This is a genomic window from Streptococcus dysgalactiae subsp. dysgalactiae, from assembly GCF_900459225.1.
Lineage (GTDB): Bacteria > Bacillota > Bacilli > Lactobacillales > Streptococcaceae > Streptococcus > Streptococcus dysgalactiae.
This window is the reverse complement of record NZ_UHFH01000003.1, coordinates 1,726,571-1,740,405: the sequence shown is the minus strand read 5'-3', so window position 1 is coordinate 1,740,405 and position 13,835 is coordinate 1,726,571. Positions and strand designations below refer to the sequence as shown.

10 protein-coding genes and 1 pseudogene are annotated in these 13,835 nt (G+C 41.7%); all 11 read left to right on the top strand.

From position 1 onward, the window contains the following. The first annotated feature begins 70 nt into the window (after positions 1–70). The 11 genes and pseudogenes from glyS to DYD17_RS08885 all read left to right on the top strand — a co-directional run bounded on the left by glyS (position 71) and on the right by DYD17_RS08885 (position 13,819). The gene (gene glyS / locus DYD17_RS08935) at positions 71–2,110 is read left to right on the top strand and encodes a glycine--tRNA ligase subunit beta (RefSeq protein ID WP_003052253.1); all 2,040 of its coding nucleotides are present in this window, start codon (positions 71–73) and stop codon (positions 2,108–2,110) included. A 150-nt stretch (positions 2,111–2,260) separates the two neighbouring features. Further along, positions 2,261–2,518: a DUF896 family protein gene (locus DYD17_RS08930; RefSeq protein WP_003052251.1), complete on the top strand. Its 258-nt coding sequence runs from the start codon at positions 2,261–2,263 to the stop codon at positions 2,516–2,518. A 164-nt stretch (positions 2,519–2,682) separates the two neighbouring features. Continuing rightward, entirely contained in the window at positions 2,683–3,027 is a 345-nt protein-coding gene (locus DYD17_RS08925) for a PepSY domain-containing protein (RefSeq protein ID WP_003052249.1), read from the top strand. A gap of 338 nt (positions 3,028–3,365) precedes the next feature. Further along, complete coding sequence (gene glpK / locus DYD17_RS08920; protein WP_003052247.1) at positions 3,366–4,880, top strand: glycerol kinase GlpK; 1,515 nt, start codon at positions 3,366–3,368, stop codon at positions 4,878–4,880. Positions 4,881–4,895: 15 nt separating this feature from the next. Then, positions 4,896–6,734 (top strand): type 1 glycerol-3-phosphate oxidase, encoded by a 1,839-nt coding sequence (glpO, locus tag DYD17_RS08915; protein WP_003052244.1) that lies wholly within the window; start codon positions 4,896–4,898, stop codon positions 6,732–6,734. Position 6,735: 1 nt separating this feature from the next. Then, positions 6,736–7,437: an MIP/aquaporin family protein gene (locus DYD17_RS08910; RefSeq protein WP_003052241.1), complete on the top strand. Its 702-nt coding sequence runs from the start codon at positions 6,736–6,738 to the stop codon at positions 7,435–7,437. Positions 7,438–7,547: 110 nt separating this feature from the next. After that, positions 7,548–8,888 (top strand): NAD(P)/FAD-dependent oxidoreductase, encoded by a 1,341-nt coding sequence (locus DYD17_RS08905; protein ID WP_003052239.1) that lies wholly within the window; start codon positions 7,548–7,550, stop codon positions 8,886–8,888. Further along, positions 8,878–10,389 carry a helix-turn-helix domain-containing protein gene (locus DYD17_RS08900; RefSeq protein ID WP_115253084.1) on the top strand — a complete coding sequence of 504 codons (1,512 nt, stop codon included), beginning with the start codon at positions 8,878–8,880 and terminating at the stop codon, positions 10,387–10,389. Before DYD17_RS08905 ends, DYD17_RS08900 begins: the two co-directional genes overlap by 11 nt. 121 nt (positions 10,390–10,510) lie before the next feature. Further along, entirely contained in the window at positions 10,511–11,155 is a 645-nt protein-coding gene (fsa, locus tag DYD17_RS08895) for a fructose-6-phosphate aldolase (RefSeq protein ID WP_115253083.1), read from the top strand. 217 nt (positions 11,156–11,372) lie between these two features. After that, on the top strand, positions 11,373–13,358 hold the full coding sequence (tkt, locus tag DYD17_RS08890) for a transketolase (protein WP_003052233.1): 1,986 nt from the start codon (positions 11,373–11,375) through the stop codon (positions 13,356–13,358). Positions 13,359–13,583: 225 nt separating this feature from the next. Next, positions 13,584–13,819, top strand: a pseudogene (locus DYD17_RS08885) (bacteriocin immunity protein). Positions 13,820–13,835 lie beyond the last annotated feature (16 nt).

Sequence of the window (13,835 nt, the reverse complement as noted above, 5' to 3'; positions counted from 1 at the left end):
GAAACTCCAAAGGAGTTTTCTGCCGTCCGAGCCCCCTAAGAAAAGTATCAAGAAAAAGTAGGAGAATAAAATGAGCAAAAATCTACTAATCGAACTAGGTCTGGAAGAACTTCCAGCCTACGTGGTCACACCAAGTGAAAAACAACTGGGAGAGCGCTTGGCGACTTTCTTAACAGAAAATCGTCTCTCTTTTGAAGATATACAAACCTTTTCAACACCACGTCGCTTGGCAGCGCGTGTGATTGGGCTTGCTAATCAACAAACAGACTTGACAGAGGATTTCAAAGGCCCTGCTAAAAAAATCGCCTTGGATGCGGCTGGCAACTTCTCAAAGGCGGCACAAGGTTTTGTTCGTGGTAAAGGTTTGACCACAGATGCTATCGAATTCCGCGAAGTCAAAGGAGAAGAATATGTTTATGTGACCAAACACGAAGCTGGAAAACCTGCTAAGGAAGTACTTCTAGGGGTTGCAGAAGTGTTGGCAGAGATGACCTTCCCGGTCAGCATGCACTGGGCTAAAAATAGTTTTGAATACATTCGTCCTGTTCACACCTTTACTGTACTCTTGGATGATGAAGCTCTGGACCTTGAGTTCTTGGATATCCATTCTGGACGCGTCAGCCGTGGTCACCGTTTCCTTGGAAAAGAGACAACGATCACCAGTGCTGACTCTTATGAGGATGATTTGCGCAGCCAGTTTGTTATTGCTGATGCTAAAGAGCGTCAAGAGATGATTGTGGATCAAATCAAGGCAATTGAGGCAGCTCAAGGAGTACAAGTGGATATTGATGCTGACTTGCTCAACGAGGTCTTGAACTTGGTCGAATTCCCAACGGCCTTTATGGGAAGTTTCGATGCGAAATACCTTGATGTTCCCGAGGAAGTGCTTGTGACATCAATGAAAAACCACCAACGCTATTTTGTCGTACGTGATCAAGAAGGTCGCTTGATGCCAAACTTTATTTCTGTTCGTAATGGTAACGACCAAGCCATTGACAATGTTATTAAAGGGAATGAAAAAGTCTTGGTGGCTCGCTTGGAAGATGGTGAATTCTTCTGGCGTGAAGACCAAAAATTACAGGTTGCTGACTTAGTAGCCAAGCTAGCTAACGTGACTTTCCATGAAAAAATTGGATCTCTTGCTGAACATATGGATCGTACACGCGTCATCGCAGCATCCCTCGCTAAAGAAGCTAACTTATCTGCTGAGGAAGAGGCAGCTGTTGACCGTGCTGCTCAAATTTACAAGTTTGACCTGTTAACAGGTATGGTGGGTGAATTTGACGAGCTGCAAGGTATTATGGGTGAAAAATATGCTTTATTAGCTGGTGAGAACCCTGCAGTGGCAACAGCAATTCGTGAACACTATTTGCCAGATGCTGCAGAAGGAGTTTTGCCTGAAACAAAAGTTGGTGCAGTCCTAGCTTTAGCAGATAAATTAGACACCCTTCTTTCCTTCTTCTCTGTTGGATTGATTCCATCTGGCTCTAATGATCCTTATGCTCTACGTCGTGCAACCCAAGGGATTGTCCGTATTCTTGAGCATTTTGGATGGCGCATCCCAATGGATAAGCTGGTAGATAGCTTATATGACTTGTCCTTTGATAGTTTGAACTATGCCAATAAGGTGGATGTGATGAATTTTATTCGAGCTCGTGTGGATAAGATGATGGGCAAAGCAATTCCAAAAGATATTCGTGAAGCAGTTTTAGAGAGTTCAACCTTTGTGGTTCCTGAAATATTAGCGGCAGCTGAAGTACTTGTGAACGCTAGTCATACAGAAAATTATAAACCAGCAGTTGAGTCCTTATCACGTGCCTTTAATTTGGCAGAGAAAGCGGACGCGTCTGTCCGTGTAGACCCTAGTCTCTTTGAGAATGACCACGAACAAGCTTTGTTTGCAGCTATTCAATCCCTGTCTTTAGAGGGAAGCGCCGAGAACCAAGTAGAACAAGTTTTCGCGCTTAGCCCTGTGATTAACGACTTCTTTGATAATACCATGGTTATGGCAGACGACCAGGCTATTAAAAACAATCGTTTAGCTCTCTTAGCTGTCTTGGTTGGCAAGGCCAAGAGTATTGCAGCATTTAATCAGTTAAACACCAAGTAATTAGAAAGGAGAGGGCAGTTGAGAAGAAACTCTTAGATGTTCTAGAGAGGTCCCCTTTGTGACAAGTAAAGAAGTAGGCATTTCTTTTTCTGAAAATAAGAAGAGAATCCCACATAACTTGTTGCTGTCAACTGTCCTGTGTGACACCGTATGGATCCTAAAAAAATCGCTCGTATCAATGAGCTTGCTAAAAAGAAAAAAACGGTAGGACTAACTGGTCCAGAAAAGGTGGAACAGGCAAAGCTACGTGAAGAATATATTGAAGGTTATCGTCGTTCTGTTAGACACCATATCGAAGGCATTAAACTTGTGGATGAAGAAGGCAATGACGTGACACCTGAAAAATTAAGACAAGTGCAACGCGAAAAAGGCTTGCATGGCCGTTCGCTAGATGACCCCAGATCATAAGAAATGCAGCTCTAGGGCTGCATTTTGTTTATCGTGATGACTGTTATTTAGCGGCATCACACTTCCAAAGTGACCACACGTTTTTATATTGTGTAGTCAAAATATTGGGAAAAATCATGTATTTGAGTTATAATAGAAGCAATAAAAGAAAGAAGGTAGTACTTATGACAATTAAAAAATTCTCTCTCTTAGCCATAGCCAGCCTCTCTTTACTTAGCCTTGCTGCTTGTGACATGGATGATAAAGATGATCACATGCATAATCAACCAAAAACAAGCCAAACTAGCAAGAAAGTTAAACTTTCAGAAGACAAAGCAAAATCAATTGCCTTTAAGGATGCTTCTGTGTCAGAAGCAGATGCTCAAATGGTAACCGTTAGTCAAGAAAATGAAGATGGCATGGCAGTCTATGACGTTGAATTCCATCATAAAGATCAGGAATACAGCTACACTATTGATGCTAACACAGGTGACATTGTGGAAAAATCCTCTGAACCGATTAATGAGTAGGAATGCTTCATGACCATCAAAGAAATGACAATCGTGTCCAATGGCCTATAGTCTCTTAGACGTTGGGAATAATGCCCTGATGGTTAAGAGACATAGTTCTCTACGGCTCTACGCGCTCACTCTGAATCTTTAGAGTGGCCATAGGGCCCTTTTTTTGAAAAATGTGAGATACTAGCAGGTATCATTGTTGAAAAGGGTTAAGAAAAAGTTGACTGGTAAGGTAGGGATCTTATCAGTTTTTTTGAGCTTTTAAAAATTTCTGATAATACATTTGTATCAAATTTCGTTATAATAGAAACAAGAAAAAAGAAAACGCTTACCAAAAAGGAGGATGACGCATGTCACAAGAAAAGTACATCATGGCCATTGATCAGGGAACCACTAGTTCACGGGCAATCATTTTCAATAAAAAAGGAGAAAAGATTAGCAGTAGCCAGAAAGAGTTCCCACAAATTTTTCCACAGGCAGGTTGGGTAGAGCACAATGCCAATCAGATTTGGAATTCTGTCCAGTCTGTGATTGCTGGTGCTTTTATTGAATCCAGTATCAAGCCGGAACAAATTGATGCCATTGGTATTACAAACCAACGTGAGACAACTGTTGTTTGGGACAAAAAGACAGGTCTTCCGATTTATAACGCTATTGTGTGGCAGTCGCGCCAAACCGCTCCAATTGCTGAGCAACTCAAACAAGATGGCCACACCGCAATGATTCACGAAAAAACAGGGTTGGTTATTGATGCTTACTTTTCTGCAACTAAGATCCGTTGGATTTTAGACCATGTGCCAGGTGCTCAAGAACGAGCTGAAAAAGGTGAGTTACTTTTTGGAACCATTGATACTTGGTTGGTTTGGAAATTAACAGATGGAGCAGTTCATGTGACGGATTACTCCAATGCTGCCAGAACCATGATTTATAACATCAAAGAGCTCAAGTGGGACGATGAGATTCTTGACTTGCTAAATATTCCTAAGGCGATGCTGCCAGAAGTTAAATCCAATTCTGAAGTTTATGGCAAAACGGCTCCTTTCCATTTCTATGGTGGGGAAGTGCCTATTTCTGGTATGGCAGGTGACCAACAAGCAGCCCTATTTGGTCAGTTAGCCTTTGAACCTGGTATGGTGAAAAATACTTATGGAACCGGTTCATTCATCATCATGAATACTGGTGATGAGATGCAGCTATCGAGTAATAACCTTTTGACCACCATTGGTTACGGGATTAATGGGAAGGTTCACTATGCTTTAGAAGGCTCTATTTTTATTGCAGGCTCTGCCATTCAATGGTTGCGAGATGGTCTCAAAATGATTGAGACCTCACCAGAGTCTGAACAGCTGGCATTAGCATCTACCAGTGATGATGAAGTCTACGTTGTTCCTGCCTTTACCGGTTTAGGAGCTCCTTACTGGGATTCTAATGCGCGTGGATCTGTCTTTGGGTTGACACGTGGTACCAGCAAAGAAGACTTTGTCAAAGCAACCTTGCAATCTATCGCCTATCAAGTGCGAGATGTTATTGATACCATGCAGGTCGATTCAGGTATTGACATTCAACAACTCCGTGTGGATGGCGGTGCAGCCATGAATAATATGCTCATGCAATTCCAAGCTGATATTTTGGGGATTGACATCGCTCGTGCTAAAAATTTAGAAACAACAGCTCTAGGAGCAGCTTTCTTGGCAGGGCTTGCTGTGGGGTATTGGGAAGATATGGATGCTTTGAAGGAATTAAACGCCACTGGACAACTCTTCAAAGCTAGCATGAATGAATCTCGCAAGGAAAAATTATATAAAGGTTGGAAACGCGCTGTTAAAGCAACTCAAGTGTTCACGCAAGATGATGACGCAGAATAATTAGAGGAGGATGGAATGGAATTTTCAAAAGAGACAAGACGTTTAGCTCTTCAAAAAATGCAAGAAAGAGATTTAGACCTATTGATTATTGGGGGAGGTATTACGGGTGCTGGTGTGGCGCTTCAGGCGGCAGCTAGTGGCCTAGATACCGGTCTGATTGAGATGCAAGATTTTGCGGAAGGAACCTCCAGTCGGTCGACCAAATTGGTTCATGGGGGACTTCGTTACTTGAAACAGTTTGACGTTGAAGTCGTCTCAGATACTGTTTCAGAACGTGCTGTCGTCCAACAGATTGCACCTCATATTCCTAAGCCAGATCCTATGCTATTACCTGTTTATGACGAACCTGGCAGCACCTTTAGCATGTTTCGTTTGAAGGTCGCTATGGATTTGTATGACCTTCTAGCAGGTGTGTCCAATACGCCGGCGGCCAACAAGGTGTTAACCAAGGAAGAAGTCTTAAAACGAGAACCAGATTTAAAACAAGAAGGCTTGCTTGGTGGTGGTGTTTACCTTGATTTCCGCAATAATGATGCAAGGCTTGTTATTGAGAATATTAAGCGTGCTAATCGTGATGGGGCTCTTATTGCTAGCCACGTGAAGGCAGAAGACTTCCTGTTAGATGATAAAGGTAACATTATCGGCGTTAAGGCGCGTGATTTATTAACAGGTCAAGAAATTATCATCAAGGCTAAATTGGTCATCAATACCACAGGACCATGGAGTGATGAGATTCGTCAATTCTCTCATAAGGGACAACCGATTCATCAAATGCGTCCTACAAAAGGAGTGCATTTGGTAGTGGACCGTCAAAAATTACCGGTGTCTCAACCTGTCTATGTTGACACAGGGTTAAATGACGGTCGTATGGTTTTTGTCTTGCCACGTGAAGAAAAAACTTATTTTGGGACAACCGATACAGATTACACTGGAGACTTGCAGCACCCACAAGTTACCCAAGAAGATGTGGACTATTTGTTAGAGATTGTCAATGACCGCTTCCCAAATGCTAACGTGACTATTAATGATATTGAAAGTAGTTGGGCTGGTCTTCGTCCCTTATTGTCAGGCAATAGTGCCTCTGATTACAATGGTGGCAATAGCGGTAAACTCAGCGATGACAGTTTTGACCACTTAATTGATACCGTTAAAGCCTATATTAACCATGAAGATAGTCGAGAAGCCGTCGAGAAAGCCATTAAACAGGTAGAAACCAGCACTTCTGAAAAAGAATTGGATCCTTCAGCGGTGTCTCGTGGTTCCAGTTTCGAGCGTGACGAGAATGGCCTCTTCACCTTGGCAGGAGGTAAGATTACGGATTACCGTAAGATGGCTGAAGGTGCTTTGAAAGTCATTATCCAAGTCTTAAAAGAAGATTTCGGCAAATCGTTTAAGCTTATCAATTCAACCACCTATCCAGTTTCTGGCGGTGAAATTAACCCAGCCAACGTGGATTCAGAATTGGAAGCTTATGCGCAATTAGGCACTCTTAGTGGACTGTCCATGGACGATGCTAGGTATTTGGCTAATCTGTATGGATCTAATGCGCCAAAAGTCTTTGCCTTAACTCGTCAATTAAAGGCCGCTGAAGGATTGAGTTTAGCAGAAACGTTATCCTTACACTATGCGATGGATTATGAAATGGCTCTTAAACCAACGGATTATTTCCTGAGAAGAACCAATCACCTCTTGTTTATGCGAGATAGTCTAGATGCTTTAATAGTGCCAGTTATTGAGGAAATGGGTAAACACTTTGACTGGTCAACTGATGAAAAAGTTAAGCAGGAAGAAGAGCTTCGTCGTGTGATTGCAGAAAATGATTTGAGTGCCCTAAAAGGCCAGCAGGAGGACTAACATGGATATTTTTGGCGAATTTTTAGGAACGGCTCTATTGGTTTTATTAGGGAATGGTGTCGTGGCAGGGGTTGTCCTACCCAAAACTAAAAACCATGCATCTGGGTGGATCGTTATTGCCACTGGATGGGGAATTGCAGTTGCTGTGGCAGCTTTTATCAGCGGGAAAATAGCTCCGGCTCATCTGAATCCTGCTGTCAGCCTTGCCTTTGCTATGAAGGGAACCATTGCTTGGCCAACAGCTATTGTTTATAGTCTGGCTCAGATGCTAGGTGCCATGCTGGGTTCAGTTCTGGTATTCCTTCAATTCCGACCACATTATGTCGCTGCAGATAATCCAGCTGATATTTTAGGAACTTTTGCAACAGGCCCAGCTATTCGAGATAATAGTTCAAACTTATTAAGTGAAATTTTTGGGACCTTTGTCCTTGTGCTTGGTATTTTAGCTTTTGGTCTGTACGATATGCCAGCAGGTTTAGGAACCCTTTGTGTGGGTCTCCTAGTAATTGGGATCGGCTTATCTTTAGGAGGAACGACAGGGTATGCGATTAATCCCGCTCGAGACCTTGGACCACGTATGATTCATGCTATCTTGCCCATAAAGAACAAGGGAGATTCTGCTTGGTCATATGCCTGGATTCCTATTGTGGGACCAATGATTGGAGCAGCTTTAGCGGTCTTGCTCTTCCAAATAATGTCTTAAACGTTCCTGAATTGAGGGATTGGCTAGCTTAGTCAATCCCTTGATGACTTCTTTCAAGTGATAACAGTAAAACGTTTTCATATCTTGGTAACAATTGCTATAATATGATTATGACATCAAGAACGAAAACAATACATATTATTGGGGCTTCCTTTGCTGGACAGGCTTTTGTGGACAAATACCAATCTCTCAACCCCGATTGCCAGTTGATTGTGATTGATAAGGAAAAAGCACCGAACTATATTCCCAATGGGCTTAATCAACTATTGAGAGGAGATATCGGCAACTTATCTGAAGCCATGTGGCAAAGTCCTTATCAGGATCCGCCTTCTCAACATAAATTTATTGAGGCAGAAGTGCTGGCAATTCAGTCGTCTTCAAATCTCTTGATTCTCAAAGATAGCCAAGGACGGATTTTTGAAGAACCGTATGAGACTTTGGTTTGTGCGATGGGGGCGACCCCTGAGTCTCATTATATGGAGGTTCAACCCAGTCGTAGGATTTTGGTAACCAAATATTATCATGATAGCCAGAGCAGTTTAGACCTGATTGAGAACAGCCAGAAAATCTTGGTTATTGGTGCGGGCTTAATTGGGCTCGATCTTGCTTATAGTTTGTCGCTGCGAGGAAAAGATGTTGTCCTTCTTGAGGCGGCTGACCGTCCAGATGTCTACCAGACAGACGCAGAGATGATTGCTCCTATTATGAGCGATATGTCTGCTAGGCAGGTCACTTTTATCAAGAATACTCGGGTGACAGCCATCCAAGAAGTGGATGAGGCAATTGTAGCCCAAACAGAACAAGGGGAATTGTTTCAAGGAGATTTGGCAATTTTGGCGATTAACTTTAGACCAAATAGTCATCTCTTAGAAGGTCAAGTGTCTTGTGCCTTGGACAAAACCATTTTGGTGACCGAACATTTACAGACCAGTCAGGAGAACATCTATGCCATTGGAGATTTAATTCCTTCCTATTTTGGTGTTCTCGGAATGGCATACTACACGCCTTTGATTAACCAGGCCATAAAAACAGGACAAGCTCTGGCACTTCATTTGGCGGGCTACCCTATTCCGCCACTCCAAACGGTTAAGGTGTTTGGGAGCCATCATTTTGGGTATTATCGTGCTAGTGTTGGATTAACCGAGGAAGAAGCAGAACTGTACATGGATACTTGTAGTTACTTGTACCAATTCGGCTACTCAGAAGATCTTTTCTGGCTGAAATTAATAGCTCGGAAAGAGGATGGGGTTCTAGTTGGTGCTCAGCTCTTGTCCAAGTCCAATACTTTGCTGCTGGCTAATCAATTAGGCCAAGCAGTAGCCCTGAAATTAACTGATGATCATCTTGCTTTTCAAGATTTTCTCTTTTTACAAGGTCACAGTGATGCCGCCTATCATCTTCATGAAGCTTGTCTAAAACTCTTTGAAAAGAGGCATAGTCATGAAGATTGAAGAGTTAATGGATAAAGAACGAAAAGCTCAATATCGTCTCTTGCAGGCTCTCTATGCTTCCAAAAATAGCTTATTGCTAAAAGATTTGATGAGGCAATCCCATTTGTCTAAGGTGACCCTTTTGAAATACATTGATAACCTTAATCATTTGTGTCAAGAGCAAGGCTTATCTTGTCAGGTGGTGTTAGACAAAGATATCGTCTTTTTGGAAGAAAATGGGCAGCTGACATGGCAAGAATTGGTTGCAGCGCTTTTGAAAGAGTCGGTCGCTTATCAAGTCTTGACTTACCTGTGCTGTCATGAACAGTTCAACATTACAGCTCTGTCAGCGGAACTAATGGTTAGTGAAGCAACGTTGAACAGGCAGTTAGCCCATCTCAATCAGTTATTGGCTGAATTTGATTTGGCTTTGTCACAGGGAAGACAAGTTGGCAGTGAACTGCAGTGGCGTTATTTCTACTTTGAATTATGGCGGCATACGTTGACTAAGAAAGGGCTTAATGACTTAACAAGTTGTATAGATGCACCGCATTTAGCTAATCTATTTGAGCGTTTGATTGGTCAAGCCTTGTCTAAAGATGCTCTAGAGCAGTTGTTGATTTGGTTAGTGATTTCTCAGAGGCGTATGGCTTTCCAAAAAGGTGAAGGTTCCAATCTTTTAAAAGATAGTGACTTTATCGTCTCTAATAGGTTCTTCAAGCGTTTAGAAAGCGTGCTCTTGCACTATTTAAGACGTTATGCTCTTGAATTTGACAGTTTTGAAGCCAAGAGTTTATTTGCTTTTCTGCACTCCTATCCTTTGCTTCCAGTTGCCAGCATGGAGTATATTCTAGGTTTTGGTGGTCCGATTGCAGATAGGATTTCAGAAGCTTTATGGCTTTTGAAGAAGGCTCAAGTGATTGCAGAGCAGACCAAAGAAGAAATCATTTATGGTTTAGGACTCTTTTTTGCAAAAAGCTATTTCTTTAAGGGAGCGATAATCAGTCAATCAAAGAATAAAGAACAACTTTACCAGCTAGTTGATGATGAAAAACGAGGAATTCTAACTGTCATGATGAATCATTTGATGCTTCAAACAGGGAGGTTAGCTATTCAGGGAACAGACTTTAGCCAGTGTCTAAGTGACGACATCTTAGAATTATTAATTTTTTCTATTGAGCGACATCAAGTCCCCCTTGCAATAGGTTTGTCACTGGGGCCAAACAAGGTAGAGTCGGCCATTGTAGAGCTTGCCATCCGGCGACAGTTGGGCAATAATCGAGATTTTCAGTTAGAAATCTATAATCCTCAAAAAGAGTATGATGGCCTAATAACCTATCAAAATGCTCACCTGCTGAGGAGAGATTTGCCTTATTATCGCTTAAAGCAGTACAATTCTCCCTACGAACTGGCTGCCTTAGAGGATTTTCTCAAATCACTCTTTCAACAAAAAAATAAACAAGAGGAAGAACCGCTGGTTAGCCCAAAAGCTAAGTCTAGTTTTGAACACAAGTCTGTGTGATACTTGGTCTTTTCTAAGGGCTGTCAGACTTTTATAATAATTAGGTAGGTACTCTAGGCGATAGGTGATAAACTGTTGCCAATTAGAGCGTTAATATATTGAAAAACTTTGGAGGTAAACAATGAAATTTTTCCTAGATACAGCTAACGTAGCGGCTATTAAAGCGATTAATGAGCTTGGCGTTGTGGATGGTGTCACAACCAATCCAACCATTATCTCACGTGAAGGACGTGATTTTGAAACAGTTATCAAAGAAATCTGTGACATCGTCGATGGCCCAATCAGTGCTGAAGTGACAGGATTAACAGCAGATGCTATGGTAGAAGAAGCTAGAAGCATTGCTAAATGGCATGACAATGTCGTTGTTAAAATTCCAATGACCACAGAAGGGTTAAAAGCAACAAACATCCTTTCAAAAGAAGGGATTAAAACTAATGTGACCTTGATTTTCACAGTAAGCCAAGGTTTAATGGCAATGAAAGCAGGCGCAACTTACATTAGCCCATTTATCGGTCGTTTGGAAGATATTGGCACAGATGCCTATCAATTAATCAGCGATCTTCGTGAAATCATTGATTTGTACGATTTCCAAGCAGAAATCATCGCAGCAAGTATTCGTACCACAGCCCATGTGGAAGCTGTTGCTAAATTAGGAGCACATATTGCGACGATTCCAGACCCATTATTTGCTAAGATGACTCAACATCCATTGACAACAGATGGATTGAAAACATTTATGGAAGATTGGGCTTCCTTTAAAAAATAAGGCTAAAGAGTCTGTGGCCAATGTGTCAACAGACTTTCTTATTTGATAGTCAAAAAGAAAGTGATATGAGCTTATTACATAACGTTTTTAGTTATTTTTCTAGCAGAAAAGAATTTAGAAACTTTAGAGGATTTTCTGAAAAAGAATCTACTTTTGTGATACAATAGACAATAGAAAACGTTTAATTTTAGTTGTAATAAACAGAGAGGTTTTACTTATGACATTTGATGCAATTGACCAGTTGGCAGTAAATACTGTCCGCACCCTATCAATGGATGCCATTCAAGCGGCAAATTCTGGACACCCAGGCCTTCCAATGGGTGCAGCACCTATGGCCTACGTTCTTTGGAATCACTTCATGAACATTAATCCAAAAACAAGTCGTAATTGGTCAAACAGAGACCGTTTTATCCTATCAGCGGGACACGGAAGTGCTATGCTTTATAGCTTGTTACACTTAGCTGGTTATGATTTATCTGTAGAGGATTTAAAAAACTTCCGTCAATGGGGTTCTAAAACACCAGGTCACCCAGAAGTTAATCATACCGATGGTGTGGAAGCAACTACAGGACCTCTTGGTCAAGGGATTGCGAATGCTGTTGGTATGGCCATGGCAGAAGCTCATCTAGCAGCTAAATTTAACAAACCAGGATTTGACATCGTTGATCACTACACATTTGCTTTGAATGGTGACGGTGACCTTATGGAAGGTGTCAGTCAAGAAGCAGCAAGTATGGCAGGACACTTAAAACTTGGAAAATTGGTCTTGCTTTACGATTCAAACGACATCTCTCTTGATGGTCCAACCTCAATGTCCTTCACAGAAGATGTTAAAGGACGTTTCGAAGCTTACGGCTGGCAACATATCCTTGTTAAAGACGGAAACGATTTAGAAGAAATTGCAGCCGCTATCGAAGCAGCTAAGGCTGAAACTGAGAAACCAACCATCATCGAAGTCAAAACCATTATTGGTTTTGGTGCTGAAAAACAGGGCACATCAGCTGTTCATGGTGCTCCTCTTGGGGCAGAAGGTATTGTTTTTGCTAAAAATGCTTACAAATGGACTCACCAAGACTTTGAAGTTCCTACTGAAGTGACTGAACGTTTTGCTCAAGGTCTTCAAGCACGTGGTGAAAAAGCAGAACAAGCCTGGAATGACTTGTTTGCAGCCTATCAAGCAGAATATCCTGAATTGGCAGCAGAATACCAAAAAGCCTTTGCTAACGAGGCTGCTCAAGTAGAACTTGAAGCGCACGAACTTGGTAGCTCAATGGCGAGTCGTGTTTCTAGCCAACAAGCCATCCAACAAATCTCAGAACAAGTAGCCTCTTTCTGGGGTGGGTCAGCAGACCTTTCAGCATCTAACAACACAATGGTTAAGGCTGAAACAGATTTCCAACCAGGTCATTATGAAGGCCGTAACATCTGGTTTGGCGTTCGTGAATTTGCCATGGCAGCAGCTATGAATGGTATTGCCCTTCACGGTGGAACACGCGTTTACGGCGGAACCTTCTTTGTCTTCTCAAACTATCTTCTTCCAGCTGTTCGTATGGCAGCCCTCCAAAGCTTACCAACAGTTTATGTCATGACACATGATTCTATCGCTGTCGGTGAAGATGGGCCAACGCACGAACCAATTGAACAATTGGCAAGTGTTCGTTCAATGCCTAACTTGAACGTTATTCGTCCAGCAGACGGTAACGAAACAAATGCTGCTTGGAAACGTGCCATTGGTGAAACAGATCGCCCAACCATGCTTGTATTGACGCGTCAAAACCTTCCAGTGCTTGAGGGCACAAAAGAATTGGCAGAAGATGGTCTTAACAAAGGAGCTTACATCTTGTCAGAAGCCAAAGGCGACCTTGACGGTATCTTGATTGCAACAGGTTCAGAAGTGAAACTGGCAATGGATACTCAAGAAGCTCTTGAAGCAGAAGGCATTCATGTGCGTGTCGTATCTATGCCATCACAAAATATCTTTGACGAACAGTCAGCAGAGTATAAAGAAAGCATCCTACCAGCAGCTGTGACTAAACGTCTCGCTATCGAAGCAGGTTCAAGCTTTGGCTGGGCAAAATATGTCGGCCTAGCAGGAAAAACATTGACCATTGACACTTGGGGTGCTTCAGCTCCAGGAAATCGTATCTTCGAAGAATATGGTTTCACTGTGGCAAATGCAACTGAGTTATACAAATCACTCTAAGTTAAACATCCCAAACAGAGTAAATCATTTGATTTACTCTGTTTTTTTAAAAAAAATAAAATACCCAGTTCTTTCTTTTCCTCAAACTGCCTAATACACTTCTTTTGATAGGAAGTCATTGACAAAACGATTCATAAAAATTATAATTTAACTGTTATTGTATTAGCGTAAAAGTACAAAAATAAAGGAGTATAAATGGAAAAGAAACGACAGCGCTTATAAGATGTGATTAGACAGGCTTATGATTACCCGGAAAATCGTGAAAATATCGTCTTATCACAGTTATTTTATCAGCTTCCAATAAATTAATTAAGCAGAGCAATCCTCTGGTTATTGCGCACCAGTTGAATCAAGACTTGGATCACTACTTGCTTGATAATGACTTATTACTCCCAAATTCACTTTGTCCCTTAAAAAAAGCACTGGACAACTATATTTTAGAGGAAGTCTCATCAGCCTAGGGAGAGATAGAGAAGA

What these genes read in the sequence shown, in the direction of transcription:
- glyS (WP_003052253.1), top strand. Translation starts at nt 71, where the DNA reads ATGAGCAAAAATCTACTAATCGAACTAGGTCTGGAAGAACTTCCAGCC.
- DYD17_RS08930 (WP_003052251.1), top strand. Translation starts at nt 2,261, where the DNA reads ATGGATCCTAAAAAAATCGCTCGTATCAATGAGCTTGCTAAAAAGAAA.
- DYD17_RS08925 (WP_003052249.1), top strand. Translation starts at nt 2,683, where the DNA reads ATGACAATTAAAAAATTCTCTCTCTTAGCCATAGCCAGCCTCTCTTTA.
- glpK (WP_003052247.1), top strand. Translation starts at nt 3,366, where the DNA reads ATGTCACAAGAAAAGTACATCATGGCCATTGATCAGGGAACCACTAGT.
- glpO (WP_003052244.1), top strand. Translation starts at nt 4,896, where the DNA reads ATGGAATTTTCAAAAGAGACAAGACGTTTAGCTCTTCAAAAAATGCAA.
- DYD17_RS08910 (WP_003052241.1), top strand. Translation starts at nt 6,736, where the DNA reads ATGGATATTTTTGGCGAATTTTTAGGAACGGCTCTATTGGTTTTATTA.
- DYD17_RS08905 (WP_003052239.1), top strand. Translation starts at nt 7,548, where the DNA reads ATGACATCAAGAACGAAAACAATACATATTATTGGGGCTTCCTTTGCT.
- DYD17_RS08900 (WP_115253084.1), top strand. Translation starts at nt 8,878, where the DNA reads ATGAAGATTGAAGAGTTAATGGATAAAGAACGAAAAGCTCAATATCGT.
- fsa (WP_115253083.1), top strand. Translation starts at nt 10,511, where the DNA reads ATGAAATTTTTCCTAGATACAGCTAACGTAGCGGCTATTAAAGCGATT.
- tkt (WP_003052233.1), top strand. Translation starts at nt 11,373, where the DNA reads ATGACATTTGATGCAATTGACCAGTTGGCAGTAAATACTGTCCGCACC.